Origin of the sequence: Enterobacter cloacae complex sp. IR5458 (genome assembly GCF_049238025.1) — a bacterium.
GTDB lineage: Bacteria > Pseudomonadota > Gammaproteobacteria > Enterobacterales > Enterobacteriaceae > Enterobacter > Enterobacter kobei.
On the sequence record NZ_JBMKIF010000009.1, the window covers coordinates 42,984 to 59,773 of the forward strand.

At 55.6% G+C, this 16,790-nt stretch carries 20 protein-coding genes; 8 read left to right on the plus strand and 12 right to left on the minus strand.

The window, feature by feature from the left end:
• Nucleotides 1–46 precede the first annotated feature (46 nt).
• The 7 genes from ACOTYN_RS09795 to ACOTYN_RS09825 all read right to left on the minus strand — a co-directional run bounded on the left by ACOTYN_RS09795 (nucleotide 47) and on the right by ACOTYN_RS09825 (nucleotide 8,099).
• Entirely contained in the window at nucleotides 47–586 is a 540-nt protein-coding gene (locus ACOTYN_RS09795; protein WP_047027392.1) for a cysteine hydrolase family protein, read from the minus strand.
• Nucleotides 587–923: 337 nt separating this feature from the next.
• Nucleotides 924–1,523, minus strand: coding sequence for an NAD(P)H-dependent oxidoreductase (locus ACOTYN_RS09800; RefSeq protein ID WP_047344190.1), 600 nt, complete (start codon nucleotides 1,521–1,523; stop codon nucleotides 924–926).
• Nucleotides 1,524–1,596: 73 nt separating this feature from the next.
• Nucleotides 1,597–2,190 (minus strand): TetR/AcrR family transcriptional regulator, encoded by a 594-nt coding sequence (locus tag ACOTYN_RS09805; RefSeq protein WP_032636662.1) that lies wholly within the window; start codon nucleotides 2,188–2,190, stop codon nucleotides 1,597–1,599.
• Between the two features lie 34 nt (nucleotides 2,191–2,224).
• The gene (locus ACOTYN_RS09810; RefSeq protein WP_332957577.1) at nucleotides 2,225–5,314 is read right to left on the minus strand and encodes an efflux RND transporter permease subunit; all 3,090 of its coding nucleotides are present in this window, start codon (nucleotides 5,312–5,314) and stop codon (nucleotides 2,225–2,227) included.
• Nucleotides 5,311–6,420, minus strand: a complete 1,110-nt coding sequence (locus ACOTYN_RS09815; protein ID WP_221703543.1) for an efflux RND transporter periplasmic adaptor subunit — start codon at nucleotides 6,418–6,420, stop codon at nucleotides 5,311–5,313. Before ACOTYN_RS09815 ends, ACOTYN_RS09810 begins: the two co-directional genes overlap by 4 nt.
• Before the next feature lie 75 nt (nucleotides 6,421–6,495).
• Entirely contained in the window at nucleotides 6,496–7,110 is a 615-nt protein-coding gene (locus tag ACOTYN_RS09820) for a TetR/AcrR family transcriptional regulator (RefSeq protein ID WP_014883733.1), read from the minus strand.
• Between the two features lie 194 nt (nucleotides 7,111–7,304).
• On the minus strand, nucleotides 7,305–8,099 hold the full coding sequence (locus ACOTYN_RS09825; RefSeq protein WP_096217595.1) for an SDR family NAD(P)-dependent oxidoreductase: 795 nt from the start codon (nucleotides 8,097–8,099) through the stop codon (nucleotides 7,305–7,307).
• Between the two features lie 96 nt (nucleotides 8,100–8,195).
• Between ACOTYN_RS09825 and ACOTYN_RS09830 the strand changes: the two genes are divergently transcribed.
• Nucleotides 8,196–8,564: a MerR family transcriptional regulator gene (locus ACOTYN_RS09830; RefSeq protein WP_045135148.1), complete on the plus strand. Its 369-nt coding sequence runs from the start codon at nucleotides 8,196–8,198 to the stop codon at nucleotides 8,562–8,564.
• A gap of 22 nt (nucleotides 8,565–8,586) precedes the next feature.
• Here the strand turns inward: ACOTYN_RS09830 and ACOTYN_RS09835 are convergent, their stop codons facing one another.
• Entirely contained in the window at nucleotides 8,587–9,498 is a 912-nt protein-coding gene (locus ACOTYN_RS09835; protein ID WP_045282069.1) for a LysR family transcriptional regulator, read from the minus strand.
• A gap of 99 nt (nucleotides 9,499–9,597) precedes the next feature.
• Between ACOTYN_RS09835 and ACOTYN_RS09840 the strand changes: the two genes are divergently transcribed.
• Complete coding sequence (locus ACOTYN_RS09840; protein WP_232932436.1) at nucleotides 9,598–10,701, plus strand: alkene reductase; 1,104 nt, start codon at nucleotides 9,598–9,600, stop codon at nucleotides 10,699–10,701.
• 20 nt (nucleotides 10,702–10,721) lie between these two features.
• Nucleotides 10,722–11,261, plus strand: coding sequence for an ester cyclase (locus ACOTYN_RS09845; protein ID WP_032664944.1), 540 nt, complete (start codon nucleotides 10,722–10,724; stop codon nucleotides 11,259–11,261).
• 40 nt (nucleotides 11,262–11,301) lie between these two features.
• Here the strand turns inward: ACOTYN_RS09845 and ACOTYN_RS09850 are convergent, their stop codons facing one another.
• Nucleotides 11,302–11,769: a DUF1348 family protein gene (locus ACOTYN_RS09850; RefSeq protein ID WP_014883739.1), complete on the minus strand. Its 468-nt coding sequence runs from the start codon at nucleotides 11,767–11,769 to the stop codon at nucleotides 11,302–11,304.
• A 104-nt stretch (nucleotides 11,770–11,873) separates the two neighbouring features.
• On the opposite strand from ACOTYN_RS09850, the gene ACOTYN_RS09855 reads away from it, so the two are divergent.
• A complete protein-coding gene (locus ACOTYN_RS09855) occupies nucleotides 11,874–12,452 on the plus strand; it encodes a TetR/AcrR family transcriptional regulator (protein WP_332957569.1) in 579 nt (192 codons plus the stop codon).
• 15 nt (nucleotides 12,453–12,467) lie between these two features.
• Here ACOTYN_RS09855 and ACOTYN_RS09860 read toward each other — a convergent pair whose 3' ends face one another.
• Nucleotides 12,468–12,620: a hypothetical protein gene (locus tag ACOTYN_RS09860; RefSeq protein ID WP_023338297.1), complete on the minus strand. Its 153-nt coding sequence runs from the start codon at nucleotides 12,618–12,620 to the stop codon at nucleotides 12,468–12,470.
• A 125-nt stretch (nucleotides 12,621–12,745) separates the two neighbouring features.
• Here ACOTYN_RS09860 and ACOTYN_RS09865 point away from each other — a divergent pair, with 125 nt between their 5' ends.
• Complete coding sequence (locus ACOTYN_RS09865) at nucleotides 12,746–13,147, plus strand: VOC family protein (protein WP_332957566.1); 402 nt, start codon at nucleotides 12,746–12,748, stop codon at nucleotides 13,145–13,147.
• 18 nt (nucleotides 13,148–13,165) lie between these two features.
• Here ACOTYN_RS09865 and ACOTYN_RS09870 read toward each other — a convergent pair whose 3' ends face one another.
• Entirely contained in the window at nucleotides 13,166–13,924 is a 759-nt protein-coding gene (locus ACOTYN_RS09870) for a hypothetical protein (RefSeq protein WP_023330351.1), read from the minus strand.
• A 1-nt stretch (nucleotide 13,925) separates the two neighbouring features.
• Nucleotides 13,926–14,123: a hypothetical protein gene (locus tag ACOTYN_RS09875; protein WP_332957564.1), complete on the minus strand. Its 198-nt coding sequence runs from the start codon at nucleotides 14,121–14,123 to the stop codon at nucleotides 13,926–13,928.
• Between the two features lie 259 nt (nucleotides 14,124–14,382).
• Between ACOTYN_RS09875 and ACOTYN_RS09880 the strand changes: the two genes are divergently transcribed.
• From ACOTYN_RS09880 to ACOTYN_RS09890, 3 genes are read left to right on the plus strand one after another with little or no spacing between them, the layout of a single operon-like run.
• Entirely contained in the window at nucleotides 14,383–14,817 is a 435-nt protein-coding gene (locus ACOTYN_RS09880) for a nuclear transport factor 2 family protein (RefSeq protein WP_014883743.1), read from the plus strand.
• Nucleotides 14,814–15,533: an SDR family NAD(P)-dependent oxidoreductase gene (locus ACOTYN_RS09885; protein WP_332957562.1), complete on the plus strand. Its 720-nt coding sequence runs from the start codon at nucleotides 14,814–14,816 to the stop codon at nucleotides 15,531–15,533. Before ACOTYN_RS09880 ends, ACOTYN_RS09885 begins: the two co-directional genes overlap by 4 nt.
• Nucleotides 15,530–16,789, plus strand: coding sequence for an NAD(P)/FAD-dependent oxidoreductase (locus tag ACOTYN_RS09890; protein ID WP_014883745.1), 1,260 nt, complete (start codon nucleotides 15,530–15,532; stop codon nucleotides 16,787–16,789). The genes ACOTYN_RS09885 and ACOTYN_RS09890 overlap by 4 nt, the downstream gene beginning before the upstream one ends.
• Nucleotide 16,790 lies beyond the last annotated feature (1 nt).

Below are 16,790 nucleotides of genomic sequence, written 5' to 3' on the forward strand. Positions count from 1 at the left end.
ACGCGCGGAAAGGCGCGCCGGGATAGAGAGAGACGCTCCCGCCAACTCAACTGACCGTATTAAAATGCCAGTCGCCGGCAGTCGACAGCATCACGAACGGGCCGGCCAGCGTGCTGTTGTGATGCGCAATGATGTCAGTGGCAGGTAAATGTGCGTTATCCATTGTGGTATGCGCATCTGAAATCAATATCGTCCTGAAGCCCAGCTCCGGCGCGGCCCGGCAGGTGGTGTCGACACAAAATTCTGTTTTCATCCCGGCAATGACCAGCTGTTTGATGCCTCTCTGATTAAGTTCACGCAGCAATTCGGTATCCCGAAAACAGCTGGGATGGCGCTTGGTGAAAACAACATCCTGCTCCTTCACGTCCAGCTCGGGTATCAGCTGCGTCAACGGCCCCTGCGCTGAAAAGGGCGAGTCGTCTGGTCCAACATGGCGGGCAAAAAAGACGGGTACCTGAGCGTGGCGCGCGTTGGCTATTAACAAACGGATATTTGCCAGAACGGCATCGGCGGAACAGGGTGAGACCGGGCCCCGGAAGAGGCCCTGCTGCATGTCGATAATTAAGAGAGCATTGTCAGAAATCATTTTCTTTCTCCATTCAGAGGGCGGTGAACGGAGAGGTATTTCCCCGTCCAGTTAGGCGGGGATTGAGGTTCTGTTTGTCAGTCGTTTGCTACAGATACGCTCATGCCGCCGAAGGTGCCGGTGGTGGTGAGGGTGGTTGTTGGCTGAACTGACTGATACATGGAATGACCTTTGTTTATTCATTACGCTATATGCGGAATTATCACGTTAGTTATAGCGTTGATTAACTCATTGCTTCAAGACACCAACTTGAGTAGGGGTACGATGCAGCGGCAGGAAGCTGTCAGCAAAGGCTCGTAACCTGCTGTGCACGCCTTTGCTGACTGAATAGCCGGGATTATTTAAGGCCCTTTAGTCCCTTCAGGAACTCCTCCACCTGCTCAGGCATCGCCGTGTCTGCCTGGTAAAGAATATCGAGTTTGACGTTCTTCAAACCGCAGAAGCCGAAAATGCCCTCGACTATTTGAGTCTGAATCGCCGTCGAATAACCATGTTTATCGAAACCGTTAAGATCGCTGCCAGCAGTCGCAATAAGGCGAACGGGAACGTCGCGCAAATTGCCCACAATCCGGCCGTCTTCTGCCACTTTATACGCCCAGTTCAGGGTTAATACGCGATCGAACCAGCCTTTCAACAGGCCGGGAACGGACCACCAGTACACCGGGAAAACGAATACCAGCATATCCGCCCGCTCGACCCGCTGCTGCTCGCGCAGAATAGCGTCAGGAAGGGCGCTCGGATCGCCGTGGTACAAATCAAGATCGGCGCGGGACATGGCCGGGTTAAACCCTTCGGCATGCAGATCGGCCATCTCCACCTGCGTACCCTGTTCACGCAGTTTCCCGGCAATGCGGGCGGCCAGCGCATGGGATAACGAATTGTCGACAGGGTGAGCCGTCACGATCAGTGCATTATTAATGGCATGTGTAGCAGACATAGCGACCTCGAATGGGTGAGAATTGACGTTTATATTACTATTGGTAACTTAGCTGTCAATCCGCACCCAACGATCATTTTGTGCTATTCACGTAGGTCTCCAGCACCCCGGTGATGGCGCCGCTGAGGGTATCTTCCGCAACATTTCGGGCGAGCACGCCGTTACACGCGGCGGTGCTGAGCGCGTCCGCCGCACCAATGATGGCCGTCAATACCGCTTCTCCCTGAACGCCTTTCAGGACGACAAAAGGGGAAAGCGCGGTACGCAGGCAGTCGGCGCATTCGGCAACGCACGCCTCACGAAACGACTGCAACGCGCGAGAGCCGGACAGCGCCGCGGCGATGGGCCCGGTTTCGGGCCCGGCGGTCATGGCGCAATCAATATAGGCGGCGCTGAAAAAGCGGATCGTCTTGTCCAGCGTTTTGCTGTCTACCGCCAGCGTCTCACGGAATTTCGCCAACTGCCGATCGCTATAATCCTGATACAAGGCCATCAGCAACCCTTCACGATCGCCAAAATGGTCGTAGGGGATAGGCTTGGTCACGTTGGCCCGCTCCGCCAGGTAACCCAACGTCAGTGCCTCCGTGCCTTGCTGGCGGACAATTCCGCGCGCCACTTCCAGCAGCTGTACGCGGCGATCCTCTTTTCTTAAGCGCTTAACAACCATGCTTTCCTCGGAACAGTTATCTACTTAGGGTAGTTTACACGTTTTCTGCCGGGGACTGCACGCGCTGTTCCGCAGGGCGGATCCGGAACCAGATCGCATACATCGCAGGCAGGAACACCAGCGTAATGGCCGTACCGCCTAAGGTTCCGCCAATCAACGTGTAAGCCAGGGTTCCCCAGAATACCGAATGCGTCAGAGGAATAAACGCCAGCACGGCGGCAAGTGCCGTCAGCAGTACGGGCCGGGCTCGCTGAACCGTCGCCTCGACCACTGCGTGGAACGGATCGAGACCGTCCTTCTGGTTATGATCGATTTGCCCAATCAGGATCAGCGTATTGCGCATAAGAATGCCTGAAAGGGCGATCAACCCCACCAGCGCGTTGATGCCAAACGGCTGATTGAAAATCAACAGGGTCGGCACCACGCCAATCAGCCCCAGCGGCGCGGTAAGGAACACCATCACCATCGCCGAGAGCGAACGCACCTGCAGAATGATGATCAGCAGCGTCAGCGCAATCATGATCGGGAACAGCGGAATCATTGCCTGCGTGGCTTTGCCCGATTCCTCAATCGAACCGGCCATCTCAATGCGGTATCCGGCCGGTAGCGTATCTATAATCGGCTGGAGCTGTTTCATGATGGCGACCGATACATCCGGTGGCTGAAGATTGTCGGCGATATCACCCCGCACGGTAATGGTCGGAGTGCGGTCGCGGCGGCGCAAAATCGGGTCTTCCATACCGATCTCAATCTTGCCAATTTGAGACAGCGGAACGCGCTGCCCCGCATTGCCGACGAGGGTAAAACCCTCAATTTTTGCCGGGTCGAGACGGATATCCCCCGCGGCGCGCCCCATGACCTCTACCGAGCGAATATCTTCTCGCACGGCGGTAATTGGCACGCCTGAGAGCAAGAACTGAAGCTGCTCAGCCACGGCACTGGACGTTAATCCGGTGGCCTGCAGACGGTTTTGATCGAGGGTGAAATGCAATACCGGAACGCGTGATCCCCAGTCGGTATTGACGGTACGCATCATCGGGCTTGCCTGTAGCACGCCTTTCACCTTGTCTGCAATATCGCGTAAAGTACCGACATCCGGCCCCGAAACGCGCCAGGCAACCGGGAAGGGCGAGTACGGGCCAAAGACCAACTGCGTCACCCGCACGCGGGCCTCAGGCGCCAGGCCGCTTGCGACAGCCTCCCTGAGCCTGACCTTGAGCGCTTCGCGTGACGTCTCGCTGTCCGTCAGGATCACGATTTTTGCAAAAGACGGGTCAGGTAATTCGGGGGCCATCGCCAGGTAGAAGCGGGGCGATCCCTGGCCAATATAGGCCGTCACGATGTTGGCCTCAGGCTGCTGGCTCAACCATGCTTCTATTTTTGCGGTTGCGGCACGGGTCTGTTCGATTGAGGTGCCATAGGGCATCTGCACTTCAACCAGCACTTCCGGGCGATCGGATGTCGGGAAAAATTGTTTTTTTACCAGTCCCATGCCGAATGTGGCGAGGATGAAAATAGCGACCACGGCACCGGCCACCCGCCATTTTCCGGCGATAACGCGGCTCAGCATCCGGCGAAAACGGTTATAACGCGGCGTGTCATAGATGGCGGCATGGCCTCCTTCCACTTTGGGAATGGCCGGGAGGATTTTCACCCCAAGATAGGGGGTAAACACCACGGCGACAAACCACGATGCAATCAGGGCGAGGCCGACAATCCAGAACATATTGCTGGTGTATTCCCCGGCGGTTGACTGGGCAAAACCGTTTGGCATAAAGCCAATCGCCGTCACCAGCGTACCCGCCAGCATTGGCGCGGCGGTATGGCTCCAGGCGTAGGCGGAGGCTTTGACCCGGTCGTAACCTTCCTCCATTTTGACCACCATCATTTCGATGGCGATAATGGCATCATCAACCAGTAAGCCGAGGGCAAGGATCAGGGAGCCCAGCGTGACGCGGTCAAAGTTTATCCCCGCGGCTTCCATCACCACGAAGACCACCGCCAGCGTCAACGGTACCGCCGCTGCAACCACCACCCCCACGCGCCAGCCCATGCTGACAAAACAGACCACCATGACTACCAGCAGGGCGACGAAGAATTTGATCATAAACTCATCCACCGCCGAGCTGATGTTCACTGACTGGTCGGTGACTTTGCTCAGGGTCATGCCCAGCGGCAGGCTTGCGTTTATTTTTGCCGTTTCGGCATCCAGCGCTTTACCCAGTGCCAGACCATTCCAGCCCTCACGCATGACGATACCCAGCAGAAGGGCGGGTTCATGCTGGTTACGTATCAGCATCGTGGGAGGATCTTCATAGCCCCGCTCAACCGTCGCCACATCGGACAGCCTGAGCGTTTTGCCCTGAGCCACAACGGGTGTATCGCGGATCTTCTGCAACTCATCAAACGCGCCGTCGAGGCGAATAAACATCTGGGCGCCCCGGGTCTCAATAGAGCCCGCTGCTTTTAACGCGTTCTGATTGTTAAGGGCGTTGAAAATATCCTGCGGCGAAAGACCCAACGTAGCCAGTCGGTCATGAGAGAAAGCGATGTATATCCGCTCCGCCTGTTCGCCGATAATGTTCACTTTCTTCACGCCGGGTACGTGCAAAAGTTGCTGGCGCATGGCTTCGGCATCACGTACCAGCTGCCGCTGGGGTTCACCTTTCGCTTTCAGGGCAAAAAGGGCAAAGGTGACATCGGCGAATTCGTCATTGATCATCGGGCCGATCGTCCCGGCAGGGAGGTTCAGGGATTCGTCTCCCAGCTTTTTCCGCGCCTGATAGAACGCCTCCTGCACCTCTGCGGGGGGCGTTTTGTCTTGCAACGATAAGGTGATAAACGCCATGCCGGGGCGGGTATAGGTTTCCGTCCGGTCATACCATTTGAGCTCCTGCAGGCGTTTTTCCAGCGGTTCGGCGACCTGATCCTGCATCTCCTGCGTGGTTGCGCCGGGCCAGACGGATATCACCGTCATTTGCTTCACCGTAAAAGGGGGGTCTTCCGCGCGGCCAAGCCCAAAAAAGGCGTAGATACCGGCAATCGTCACAAGGACGATCAGAAACAGGGTGATGGAGCGCTCGCGCACGGCAAGCGCTGACAGGTTGAAGCGACTTCCGCTCATGGCGTGTTCTCCGCCAGCGCGGCATTGCGTTGTTCTGCAAGCCTGACGATTTCACCCTCGTGCAAAAGGTGTGCGCCCAGCGCCACAATCTTCTCGCCTGGCTTCACGCTGCCCGTGACCTGCGCGGCATCTTCACCCACGCTCAGCACCTTCACCGGCGTCCAGGTAACCTTTGCCGGCCTGGCGGAAATGCGCCAGACACCGGGGCCTTTGCCAGCATCGTAGAGTGAGGCGAGCGGAACCTGCATGACCTGACGTTCCGCTTTGGGGTCCTGAACGTTCAGCGTGACGGTTGCCCCCAGCGGCGCGTTTGCAAGGTCACCATTCAGCACGTAGCGGGCTTCATAGGTGCGGGTTGTGGCATCGGCTGAATCAGACAGCAGGCGCAGCGTTGCGCTGACCGGGTGTTTTTCATTGCCATAAAGTGTGGCCAGTGCAGGGCTGCCAACGGCAGGGCGCAGGGTCTCCGGGAACTGCACGAGCGCTTCACGTTGTCCCGCTCTGGCGAGTCGGATCACCACTTGCCCGGCACTCACCACCTGACCCGGCTCGGCGAGGGTTTCCATCACTACCCCGTCTGAATCCGCCAGCAGTACGGCATAGCCCGTTGCGTTTTGCGCCACGTTGGCCTGCGCCCGGGCTGCGCTGAGTTCCGCTCTGGCGGAATCGGCGGCGGCTTTGATCTGATCATACTCCGAGGCGGACACGGCGCCGGACGCCACAAGACCGCGATAACGCGCCTCATCGCTGGACGCTTTTCTCGCACGCGCCTGGGCAGCATCCACCGTGCGCTGCTGTGCCTGGGCCTGTAATTTCAGGTCAACCGGATCGAGGCGCAGTAACGGCTGACCCTGTCTGACGGTTTGCCCGGTATCGACGAGTCGCTCAAGGATTTTCCCCTGAACCCTGAAACCCAAATCACTTTGCGTTCTCGCCACCACCACGCCGGTAAAGGCGTGCGCAGTATTGTTCGCAAGCTCGATGGCGGCGGATCTGACAAGCGGTGGCTGTGTGCGCGGATCGTCACTCGCGGAATTATCGCCGCACGCCACGAGGACAAACGGCAGAAGGCTAACGGCAAGGCGGGCTGTATTGAGCCTGAGCATGGGAAACCCTTATAGAAGTAACAGGACAGTTTCCGCATTCTCAGACTAGTGACCAATAAAGTCAATGGTCACCAATCAGGGGGCCAGGCTTCTTAATACCAGTGAAGAGAGAAGCACCGCCGCAGTGGGGGCCGTTTCGAGGTTATATTGCAGCTGTATGGGATTGATATAAGGGCACATCACCATGTGGATAGCCTGCGTGACCTCATCCAGCGGCGTTTTTCTTTCGAATTCACCCGCCTGCCTGCCTTCAATAATGATGCTCTCAATCAGCTTCATCAGGCCGTCTGTATACCTTTCAGTAGACGGCCATTTGTCCCGTGCGGCGACGGCGGCAATGTCGTAAAGCTTCCGATCGTGGAAAAACAGCTCGCTTCCGGCCTCGGTAAGCGCTTTGAACAGACGGCGTAATTTTTCGCTGGCTGACGGCGCATCCTCGATGGCAGAAAGCACCGCCGCCATGATCAGCTCCAGGCGGTTAGCGCAGATCACCTCGCCAATAGCCTGTTTGGAATCGAAAAACTTATAAATGTAGGACTTAGAAAAACCGATGGATTTCGCCAGTTCGGCGACGGTGGTTTTTTCATAGCCGTAATGCCCGAAGTGCTCAAAAGCCGCTTCGACGATTTGCTCTCTGACAGAATGGTCAAGTGGACCACGTATTGATGGGGCGTTCATATTTTTAGTCATTATTTAAGCTTAGCGTGACAGGCCAGGATTGACAACGAGTGACCATATCGTAATTTGGTTACTGTTGTTTCCTCATGAGTTCAAACGGGAAAACCCACCCGGTGGGGTAAGTGTATCACTGTTTTTCGCGCATTAAGGCATCTATCTGTCAGCGTTTCAGGGCAATCCTTTGCACTGAAATGACACGGTTTTGCTTAAGTCGATCGTGGACGCAATATTTTTTCAGCGATGAGTAACAGACGCTTACGCGTGACAAACCGGTATAACTGCCCCAGAAGCCAGTTACTGCATCCGGTGATCAGGTAGTTACGGTTGGTATCGACCGCCTTCAACGCCAGCGTAACCACCTTATCCGCTGGCATCCTTTTACCCACCGAGGCTTCTTCCGCATTCACCACATCAAAAAAAGCCGTATCCGTTGCCCCAGGGCAAAGCGCCAACATGCGAATGCCCTTTGCACGGTACTCTCCCCATAGCGCATTTGAAAAGGAGAGCAGGAAGGCTTTGGTCGCGCCATAAATTGCCATATAGGGGTCCGGTTGCATCGCGGCCGTTGAGGCCACATTAATTACCACCCCGGCACCTTTGCGGAGCATTTCCGGTAGCATAGCGTGAGTCAGTGCCACGGGGGCCACGCAGTTCACATATATCTCATCACGTTGCCTGTCGATCGACAGCGCTTCGAAGGGGCCATAGGTGGCGAACCCGGCGCAATTAATCAGAATGTCGGGGAAGCGCCTCAGGAGGCCCAGCCGTTCCGCGATGCGGGGAACGGCATCTGATTCCACTAAGTCCTGCACGATAATAGTGATTGATACGCCATGCTTTTTGGCCAGCTCTGCGGCAAGCGCCTGTAGCTTTGGCTCCGAGCGGGCAACCAGGATCAACGACACGCCGCGGGCAGCGAGTTGCCTGGCGAAATCACGACCTATTCCCGACGATGCCCCGGTAATCAACGCTATTTTTCCTGAATAATCAAAAATATTCATACCTCAAATCCCGTTTCCCTGATATGTGTATCACAGGATAAACCGTGCACTTAAGTACACGGTCAAGCGTGATTTTGAAAAGGGGAGGACGACGCGATGCGCATTGGCGAACTGTGTGTGAAAACGGGCTTATCGAAGGAGACGGTCCGTTACTACGAAAGGCAAGGGTTGCTGGAGAAAATCCCGCAACCGAATCGCAGCAACAACTACAAAGTCTACTCCGCCGTCGATTTACAGCGTTTGAAAATGATCAAGCATGCCAAAATGCTGGGCTTTACCCTGGCCGAAATTTCGGATGTTTTAGCTGTCTGGGTCGACGATAAATTTACCGCTGAGCAAAAACAAAGCGCGCTGCGCCGCAAGTTGCAACAGCTGGAAGAGAAGGAAGCCGCATTAACTGAACTCAGATCCAGGCTGGTCAACGCCCTGGATAAGGTGGGTCAGCCTTGTGTCGATGAATTTTAAGCGGGTCTAATCAACATTCACGCTACCGTTTTTTTAGCCAGTCGAGAAAAAACTGGCTAAAGGCCGTGACCTGAAGCGGCTGCAGTTTACGCTGCGGGTAAACAAACTGTAGCCCGACATCTTTGCGGTCGTATCGGCTAAAACCGGTAAAACTGTCAGCAAACAGGACGGTGAGTCTTCCGGCCTCAACATCGTCCTTCACATCCCACCAGGATTTCCCCGCAATGCCAGCGCCGCTGAGCGCCCACTGACGAAGCAATGCCCCGTCGTCGCACACCATGGCTGGCTCTACGCGAACGACACTTTCCTCGCCATCTTTTTCAAAGCGCCATTCGTTCATCACCACGCCCTGAGACTCAAGTGCCAGGCACCGGTGATGGGCTAACTCCGCAAATGTGGCGGGGACGCCGCGGTTGCTAAGATACGCCGCAGAGGCCACCAGCACCCGATGATTTGGGCGGATGTTTCTGACGACCAGGCTGCTGTCCGGCAGGTTACCGAAACGCACGCTCATATCCAGCCGGTTAGCGACCAGATCTTCAACATGTTCTCTTAACGCGATGAAAAATTTCACGTCAGGATGGCGTCGGGAAAATTCCACCACGGCGGGGCTAAGATACTGTCTGCCAAAATCCGAGGGGGCAGAAAGGCGAATATTGCCGCTGAGGACGCCCTCTTTTTGCGTCAGGAGCGACTCGGCATGGCGCATCTCTTCCAGCACGCGCAGCGCGGCATGATAAAACTCTTCTCCGGCACGGGTCAGCGTGATGGATCGCGTTGAACGGTGAAACAGGCGAGTCTGGTAACGTTCTTCAATCGCCTTCAGTCTGGCCGTCATGGTCGCAGGAGAGAGCGACAGCCGTCGTCCGGCGGCGGAAAGACCACCAGCCTCGGCCACTTCAACCAGCAATGCCATATCTTCAAGCTTGCCCATTATTCATGTTTTCCGAAAAGTGCATCAGTTTTCAGTGTAATTATCAAAATGCAATACCGCCTGTAAAGTGATTTCATCCAAACCATAAGGGATGAAAACATGAACCGTTCCTCACTCTTTGACCGTTACCGGTTGGGTCAGCAGGACCTGAAAAATCGTATCGTTATGGCGCCAATGACCCGCGCGCGTTCCCTTCAACCAGGCAATATTCCCTCGTCGCTGATGGCGGAATACTACCGGCAGCGGGCCAGCGCGGGATTAATCATCACCGAAGCCACCCAGATCTCCCCGCAGGGCCAGGGATACTCCTGGACTCCTGGCATCCATTCGCCGGAGCAGGTTTCAGGATGGCAACTCACGACGGGGGCCGTGCATCAGGCGGGCGGGGTGATTTTTTCTCAGCTCTGGCACGTCGGGCGAATGTCGCACGCCAGTTTTCATCAGGATGGTCTGCCCGTGGCCCCGTCAGCGCTGGCACCGGACGCGAAAGTGTGGGTGGTGAACGAAAAGGGCGAAGGCCAAATGGTTGACTGCCCGCAGCCAAGAACGCTGACGCGCAAAGACATTCACGGCATCATCGCGGACTATCGCCAGGCGGCACTGAATGCCGTCCAGGCCGGCTTTGATGGCGTGGAAGTTCACGGCGGAAACGGCTATTTGATTGACCAGTTCCTGCGTCAAACCTCCAATAAACGCACGGACGAGTATGGCGGCACGCTTGCTAACCGGATCCGCTTTGTCCAGGAGGTCTTGAACGCGATTGCGGAGGCCATTGGGCCCGAGCGAACGGGCATCCGCCTTTCGCCGTTTATTACCCAGCGGGGGATGAATGACCCGCAGGTGAGCGACGCCATCCTCGCTCTGGCGGCCTGGTGCGAACAACACGGGATAGCATTCATCCACCTGGCGGAAGCCGACTGGGACGACGCGCCGCAGGTACCCAACACTTTCCGTCAATCCCTGCGCGAGACGTTTAGCGGAACGCTTATCGTCGCGGGCAACTATGACCTTAACAAAGCCGAACAAATACTTACGGCTGGCTATGCCGATTTGATTGCCTTCGGACGGCCATTTATTGCCAACCCGGATTTACCCCACCGGCTGGCGCACAAGTTGCCGCTGGCCCAGGTGCGCGATCCCGCCACGCTGTTTGGTGGCAGTGCGACGGGATATACCGATTATCCCACCTTGCCGTTATCCTGATAAATGATTGAGAGAAAATGATGAACTATTCAACCTGTTTTCGTTCTGTTTTATTGCCGCTTATTTTTATCGGTCTGTCGGGCGCCGCTTATTCGGCGCAGGAGGAGTGGGTGAAACCACAGCAGCTGATTGTCGATAAAAGCCTGCCGCAGGCGCAATTAGCCGCGAATGAGGCTGCAGCCAGAAAATATGCAACGTTCTGGAATACGGGGACGCCGTCTCTGGCGCGTGAAGCGCTTGCAGTTAACTTTATTGATAAAACGCCGCCGGAAGGGCGTAAACAGGGACCCGAGGGCGCTATTTTAGCCTCCCGGGCATTTCGTACTGCCGTACCTGATTTACGCTGTGACGTTGAGCAGATGATTATTTCCGGTAATCGTGTGGTCTCCCATTTACATTTTCACGGCACGTTTACCGGAACATTTGGCGAGCTGAAAGGAAAGGGGCAGAAAATAGATTTTATCGCCACGGATATCTATGAAATTAATGACGGTAAAATTGTGGCTAACTGGCATATTGAGGACAACCTGACGCTGATGAAACAGCTGGGCGCACTGTAAATTCATCACTCCGGGGGCGCCCCGGAGTGATGCGAAAATCCTATAACCCCAGATCGCTCAGCGAGGGGTGATCGTCCGGGCGTCTGCCCTGCGGCCAGTGGAACAGTCGCTCAGATTCTTTTATTGGCATATCGTTCACGCAGGCAAAACGACGCTTCATCAACCCGTCCGCTTCAAACTCCCAGTTTTCATTGCCGTAGGAACGGTACCAGTTGCCGGAATCATCATGCCATTCATAAGCATAGCGCACCGCGATCCGGTTATCCGTAAATGCCCAGAGCTCCTTAATCAGGCGGTAACCTAGCTCTTTTTTCCACTTCCGTTCCAGAAACGCCTGCGCTTCTTCACGGTTGGTGGCGAATTCTGCGCGGTTGCGCCATTGGGTATCCAGCGAATAGGCCAGTGCGACTTTTGCCGGGTCGCGACTGTTCCAGCCGTCTTCGGCGAGTCTGACTTTTTCGATGGCGCTTTCACGCGTGAAGGGCGGTAAAGGAGGGCGTGTATTCATGGCGATTACCTCAGTGTGATATTATGTAGACAGATCTGTCTACTTGCGTTAATCTATGCCTTAAAAATAACGTTGTCAACATCCCTTTTTGAGGCTGCCGAAAAATGAAAACAGAACCCGCAAGCAACGAGACAAAAATCAGCGTCAGGGATAAAATATTACATACCGCTCACGATCTCTTTTATTCCACGGGCTTCAAGGCAACGGGCGTGGATACGTTGATTAAAGAGGCGAAAGTGACCAAGGTAACTTTCTATCGCCACTTTCCGAGTAAAAGTTTATTGATTCTCGCCTATTTGCACTATCGACATGAAATATGGATGAACTGGTTTGAAGCCTCATTGCGGCGTAATCTCAACGCAGGTCAGACATCGTCAGAGGCATTATCTGCCACGCTTTACGAATGGTTTGTTTCACCCGAGTTTCACGGCTGCGCGTTTATTAACGCCAGTGCAGAGGCGAAGTCTGAAGATATTGAAAGTGAAATAAAGGCGATATGCCGTGACCATAAACTCGAAACAAAGAAAATGATTACGTCGCTGACGAAGGTCGCTGATGAGCGCGTGATCAACGAAATCATGTTGCTTATTGACGGCGCCATTATTCATGCGCAAATGGGCGTGGAGACGGATGCTGTCCTCCACTCGTTATCACGCGGTCTGGAACAGTTAATGGAAAAATAAGCTTTTCCGGGGGGGTTAACGGCTGTAAATACCCGCACCCCAGTAACCGGTACGGGGGCGGGTCTGTTCTTTCCAGCCAGATGCGAGCAGTTCTTTCGCAATATACTGGTTGATAATTCCGTGTCCCATCAGCAGGACGGGTGCGTCGGCATCCTTCGCTGCCTTCATCAGGATCCCCGCCGCCTTAGCGGCACGGATTTTTGCGACGCTAACCGAACTGTAAAATATTTTTATGCACGCGTATTCTGTGGGAATGCGCTGGGCAAAACCATTCAGGGTAAAGGAAACGGAAAATGAGAACACAGAAGCGATGTCTGGGGTGCGTGGCTATTGTGGTTGATGACTACGATCGTGCAATTGAATACTACACCGACAAGCTGGGGTTTAACCTTGTCGAGGACACGCCGCAGCAGGATAAACGCTGGGTCGTCGTCACGCCAAATCCGGAAAGCGACTGCAATATTCTGCTGGCACGGGCTTCTAATGAGAGGCAGGAAGCCTTTATCGGCAATCAATGCGGTGGCCGTGTTTTCCTGTTCCTTCAGACAGATGATTTTTGGCGCGATTACCATGCCATGAAAGAAAAAGGCGTTCATTTCTGTGAAGCACCTCGTGAGGAAGAGTACGGTACGGTGGTGGTGTTTGAAGATCTCTACGGCAACCGCTGGGACCTCTTTCAAAAGGCCCAGGGCTGAATCGCACCAGAATATTGGTCACTCCCGCTGCGCCAGAGACAGCGCGCTGGCGCTGGCGGGATCGAACAGTGAGAGGCTCTCTATCTGATTGAGTAAAATCACCTTTCGGAATGACATAGCGCTGCGGGGTTCGGAGTCGAGCGTAATGTCATGCTCCGCATACCACTTGCTGTAATTATTCTCGATGCGCAAATTCATTGTCTTCTCGTCTCTGTACCCGCTTAACATCGGTATCAGCACAATATTGGCCGTGTTTTCGTATTCCAGCGTCGCGGTGTGGATCATGCCGATATATATCCGCCGCGACCGAAGCGTCACCTGCGCGAGCTCGCCTTGCTCCATACACTGATAGAGCAGTTGTTCAATACCGCTCGACTGGGCAAGCCGTTTGTAGAGCTTTTTCCGGCTTTCACCGTCCAGCCTGGCGCTGCCTGCCCAGTTGGAGCGATAGAGGCAAAACAGGATGGCAAACGCCAGCATCACGACCACTGGCGCCTGAATGCCTAAAAAACTCCAGTTCATAAAGTCGATTTGCCAGTCGGTATATTTCGGTGAGGCAAAGTGAAAGGCGTTATTGGCGGCAGAAAGGGCGAGAAGCAGGAGCCAAAGCAGTCCCGTGGCAACCACGCCCTGCAGCACGAAAATACAGCCATAAAGCGCAACAAGGAAATAGACGTCCCAGCCGAAAGAGCGCTTGATTTTAAAGCGCGTCGACAGATCGCGACTGGTGTACCAGTACCCGCATACCATCAGCACCATAAATATCGCCGTTCCCATATCAGGCCCTCTTCAGCGCGTTGACGTGACGCAGAAAATCCTGCCGTACCTCATTGCTTTTGTAGTTCACCGATGTATTCCCGTCCTGGTCGATGATGATGCGGTCACCATCCTCCACGGCTTCGATGATCTCCTGCTGACTCATCACCTGCAGCAAGGATTCAGGGCTTGAGAAAAGCGAGAAAAAGAAACGTCTCATGTCAGATATCCTTATGAATTTAAAAGAATAAGCCTGGATGAAGTTTGAGGGATTTGCCTTAAGGTTAAACTGAAAAAACAAAGCCGGGTGGCGGCTACGCCTTACCCGGCCTACAAAAGACAGTTTTTGGTCTGACATTAACTTATTGATATATTTCAAATATTAAAAATAGATATTCACAAACTTGGACAAATAACGTTAATTGTGTAAGTTTTAATTATGCGATTACGCCACGTTGTTTACAGCCAGGATGTGACCCATGAGCACTTTGCCCTCTGTCGTGAGTCGGTTTGTTGAGTACTACAGCGCACTGGATAGCCAGCCGCCCTCCGCACTGGTCGGGCTTTATCATTCGGATGCCACGCTAATCGATCCGTTCGGCGAGCACGACGGTATCTTTGCGCTTCAGCGCTATTTCACCCATCTGCTGGCGAATGTCGAAAACTGCCGTTTTACCATCGATCCACCGCTGTGCAGTGAAAACCGCTTTGTTGTGACCTGGGTGATGCACTGGTCGCACCCGCGCATCGCCGGAGGGGACCCGCTCGAACTGCCGGGCTGTTCGGTGGTGGACACGGAAAAGGGGCTTATCACGCGTCAGCGTGACTACTACGATGCGGGAGAGATGATCTACGAACATCTTCCGCTGCTGGGCTGGGCGGTACGCGGCGTGAAGCGGAGGGTGAAATCATGAAAACGGTACTGATCACCGGCGCAAGCTCGGGTATTGGCGCCGGGCTGGCGACCTCCTTCGCTGCGGAGGGGTACCACGTGATTGCCTGTGGGCGGGATCCTGCGCGCCTTGAAGCCTTGCATCAGACCTGCCCCAATCTCACGGTTCGCCTGTTCGATATGACAGACAGGGACGCCTGTCGCCAGGCGCTGAGCGGCGTTTACGCCGATCTGGTTATTCTCTGCGCCGGTACCTGCGAGTACCTCGATCGGGGCGTAGTGGACGCGGCGCTGGTGGAGCGGGTTATGAACACCAATTTCCTCGGCCCGGTGAACTGTCTTGCCGCGTTGCAGCCGCAGCTGGTTGCCGGCAACCGCGTGGTGCTGGTGAGTTCGATGGCCCACTGGCTTCCGTTCCCGCGGGCAGAAGCCTACGGCGCGTCTAAAGCCGCGCTGAGCTGGTTTGCGGACAGTCTGGGCCTGGACTGGGAGCCCAAAGGGATTGCCGTCACGGTGATCTCCCCAGGCTTTGTCGATACCCCCCTGACGCGCAAAAACGATTTCGCCATGCCGGGCAGGGTGAGCGTTGACGAGGCGGTCAAGGCGATCCGTTCCGGACTGGCGAAAGGGAAAATGCACATCGCGTTTCCCACCCGGTTCGGCTTCATTTTGCGACTGCTCTCCAGGCTACCCGCGTTTTTGCAGCGCACACTGCTGCGCAGGATGGTACGTTCATGAAGATTGCGATTATCGGCAGCGGAATTGCCGGGCTGACCTGCGCCTGGCGGCTGGCCGGTCACCATCAGGTGACCCTGTTTGAAGCGGGCGCCACGCCTGGCGGCCATACCGCAACGGTAGATGTCTCGACGCCACAGGGCACCTGGGCGATTGATACCGGCTTTATCGTCTACAACGACCGGACCTATCCGCGCTTTATGGGCCTGCTCAGCGAGCTCGGCATCAGCGGGCAAAAAACGCAGATGAGCTTTTCGGTGCACAACCCCCAGACGGGGCTGGAGTACAACGGACACACCCTGACATCGCTGTTTGCCCAGCGCCGAAATCTGGTGAATCCGGCATTCTGGCGTCTGCTCGGAGAGATCGTCCGCTTTAATCGGCTGGCAAAACAGGCGCTGGAAGGGGACGTGGATCCGCACGCCACGCTGGAGACGTTTCTTCAACAGCATGGCTTCACGCCGTTTTTTGCGCGCCACTACATTCTGCCGATGGGCGCCGCCATCTGGTCGTCGTCGTTGCAGGAGATGAAGCGTTTCCCGCTGCCGCTCTTCCTGCGCTTTTTTAATCATCATGGTCTGCTGGATATTACCCATCGTCCGCAGTGGTACGTGGTACCGGGCGGCTCGCGGGAGTACATCCGCGCCATGCTGGAAAAGCTGGGCGACCGCCTGACGTTACGCCTGAACGCGCCGGTGCAGCGTGTCAGCCGCCACAATGACGGGGTCACGCTTCAGCTCGAAAACGCCAGCCATACCTTCGATCAGGTGATTTTTGCCTGCCACTCCGCCGAGGCGCTGGCCATGCTTGAGGCGCCGACGCCAGCAGAGCGCGAGGTGCTGGGGGATATCGGCTGGCAGCGCAACGAGGTGATTCTGCACAGCGATCCGCGCTGGCTGCCGGTACGCAAGCGCGCGTGGGCCAGCTGGAACTACCGCCTGAGCGAACATGAGCAGGCCAGCGCCTGCGTCACCTACAACATGAACATTCTGCAAGGGCTGCCAGAGGGGAGCCCGCTGTTCTGCGTCACCCTGAACCCGGAAACGCCGGTGGATGAACGCTTCGTGTTACAGCGCTTTGTTTATGAACATCCGCTGTTTAACCCGCAAAGCTGGCGGGCGCAGGCGCGTCGCGGTGAGATCAACGGTCACCAGCGAAGCTGGTTCTGCGGGGCTTACTGGTACAACGGTTTTCACGAGGATGGCGTGCGCAGCGCGCTGGACGTGGTCAACGCGATCGCGGCCGGAGAGGGGAACTGAG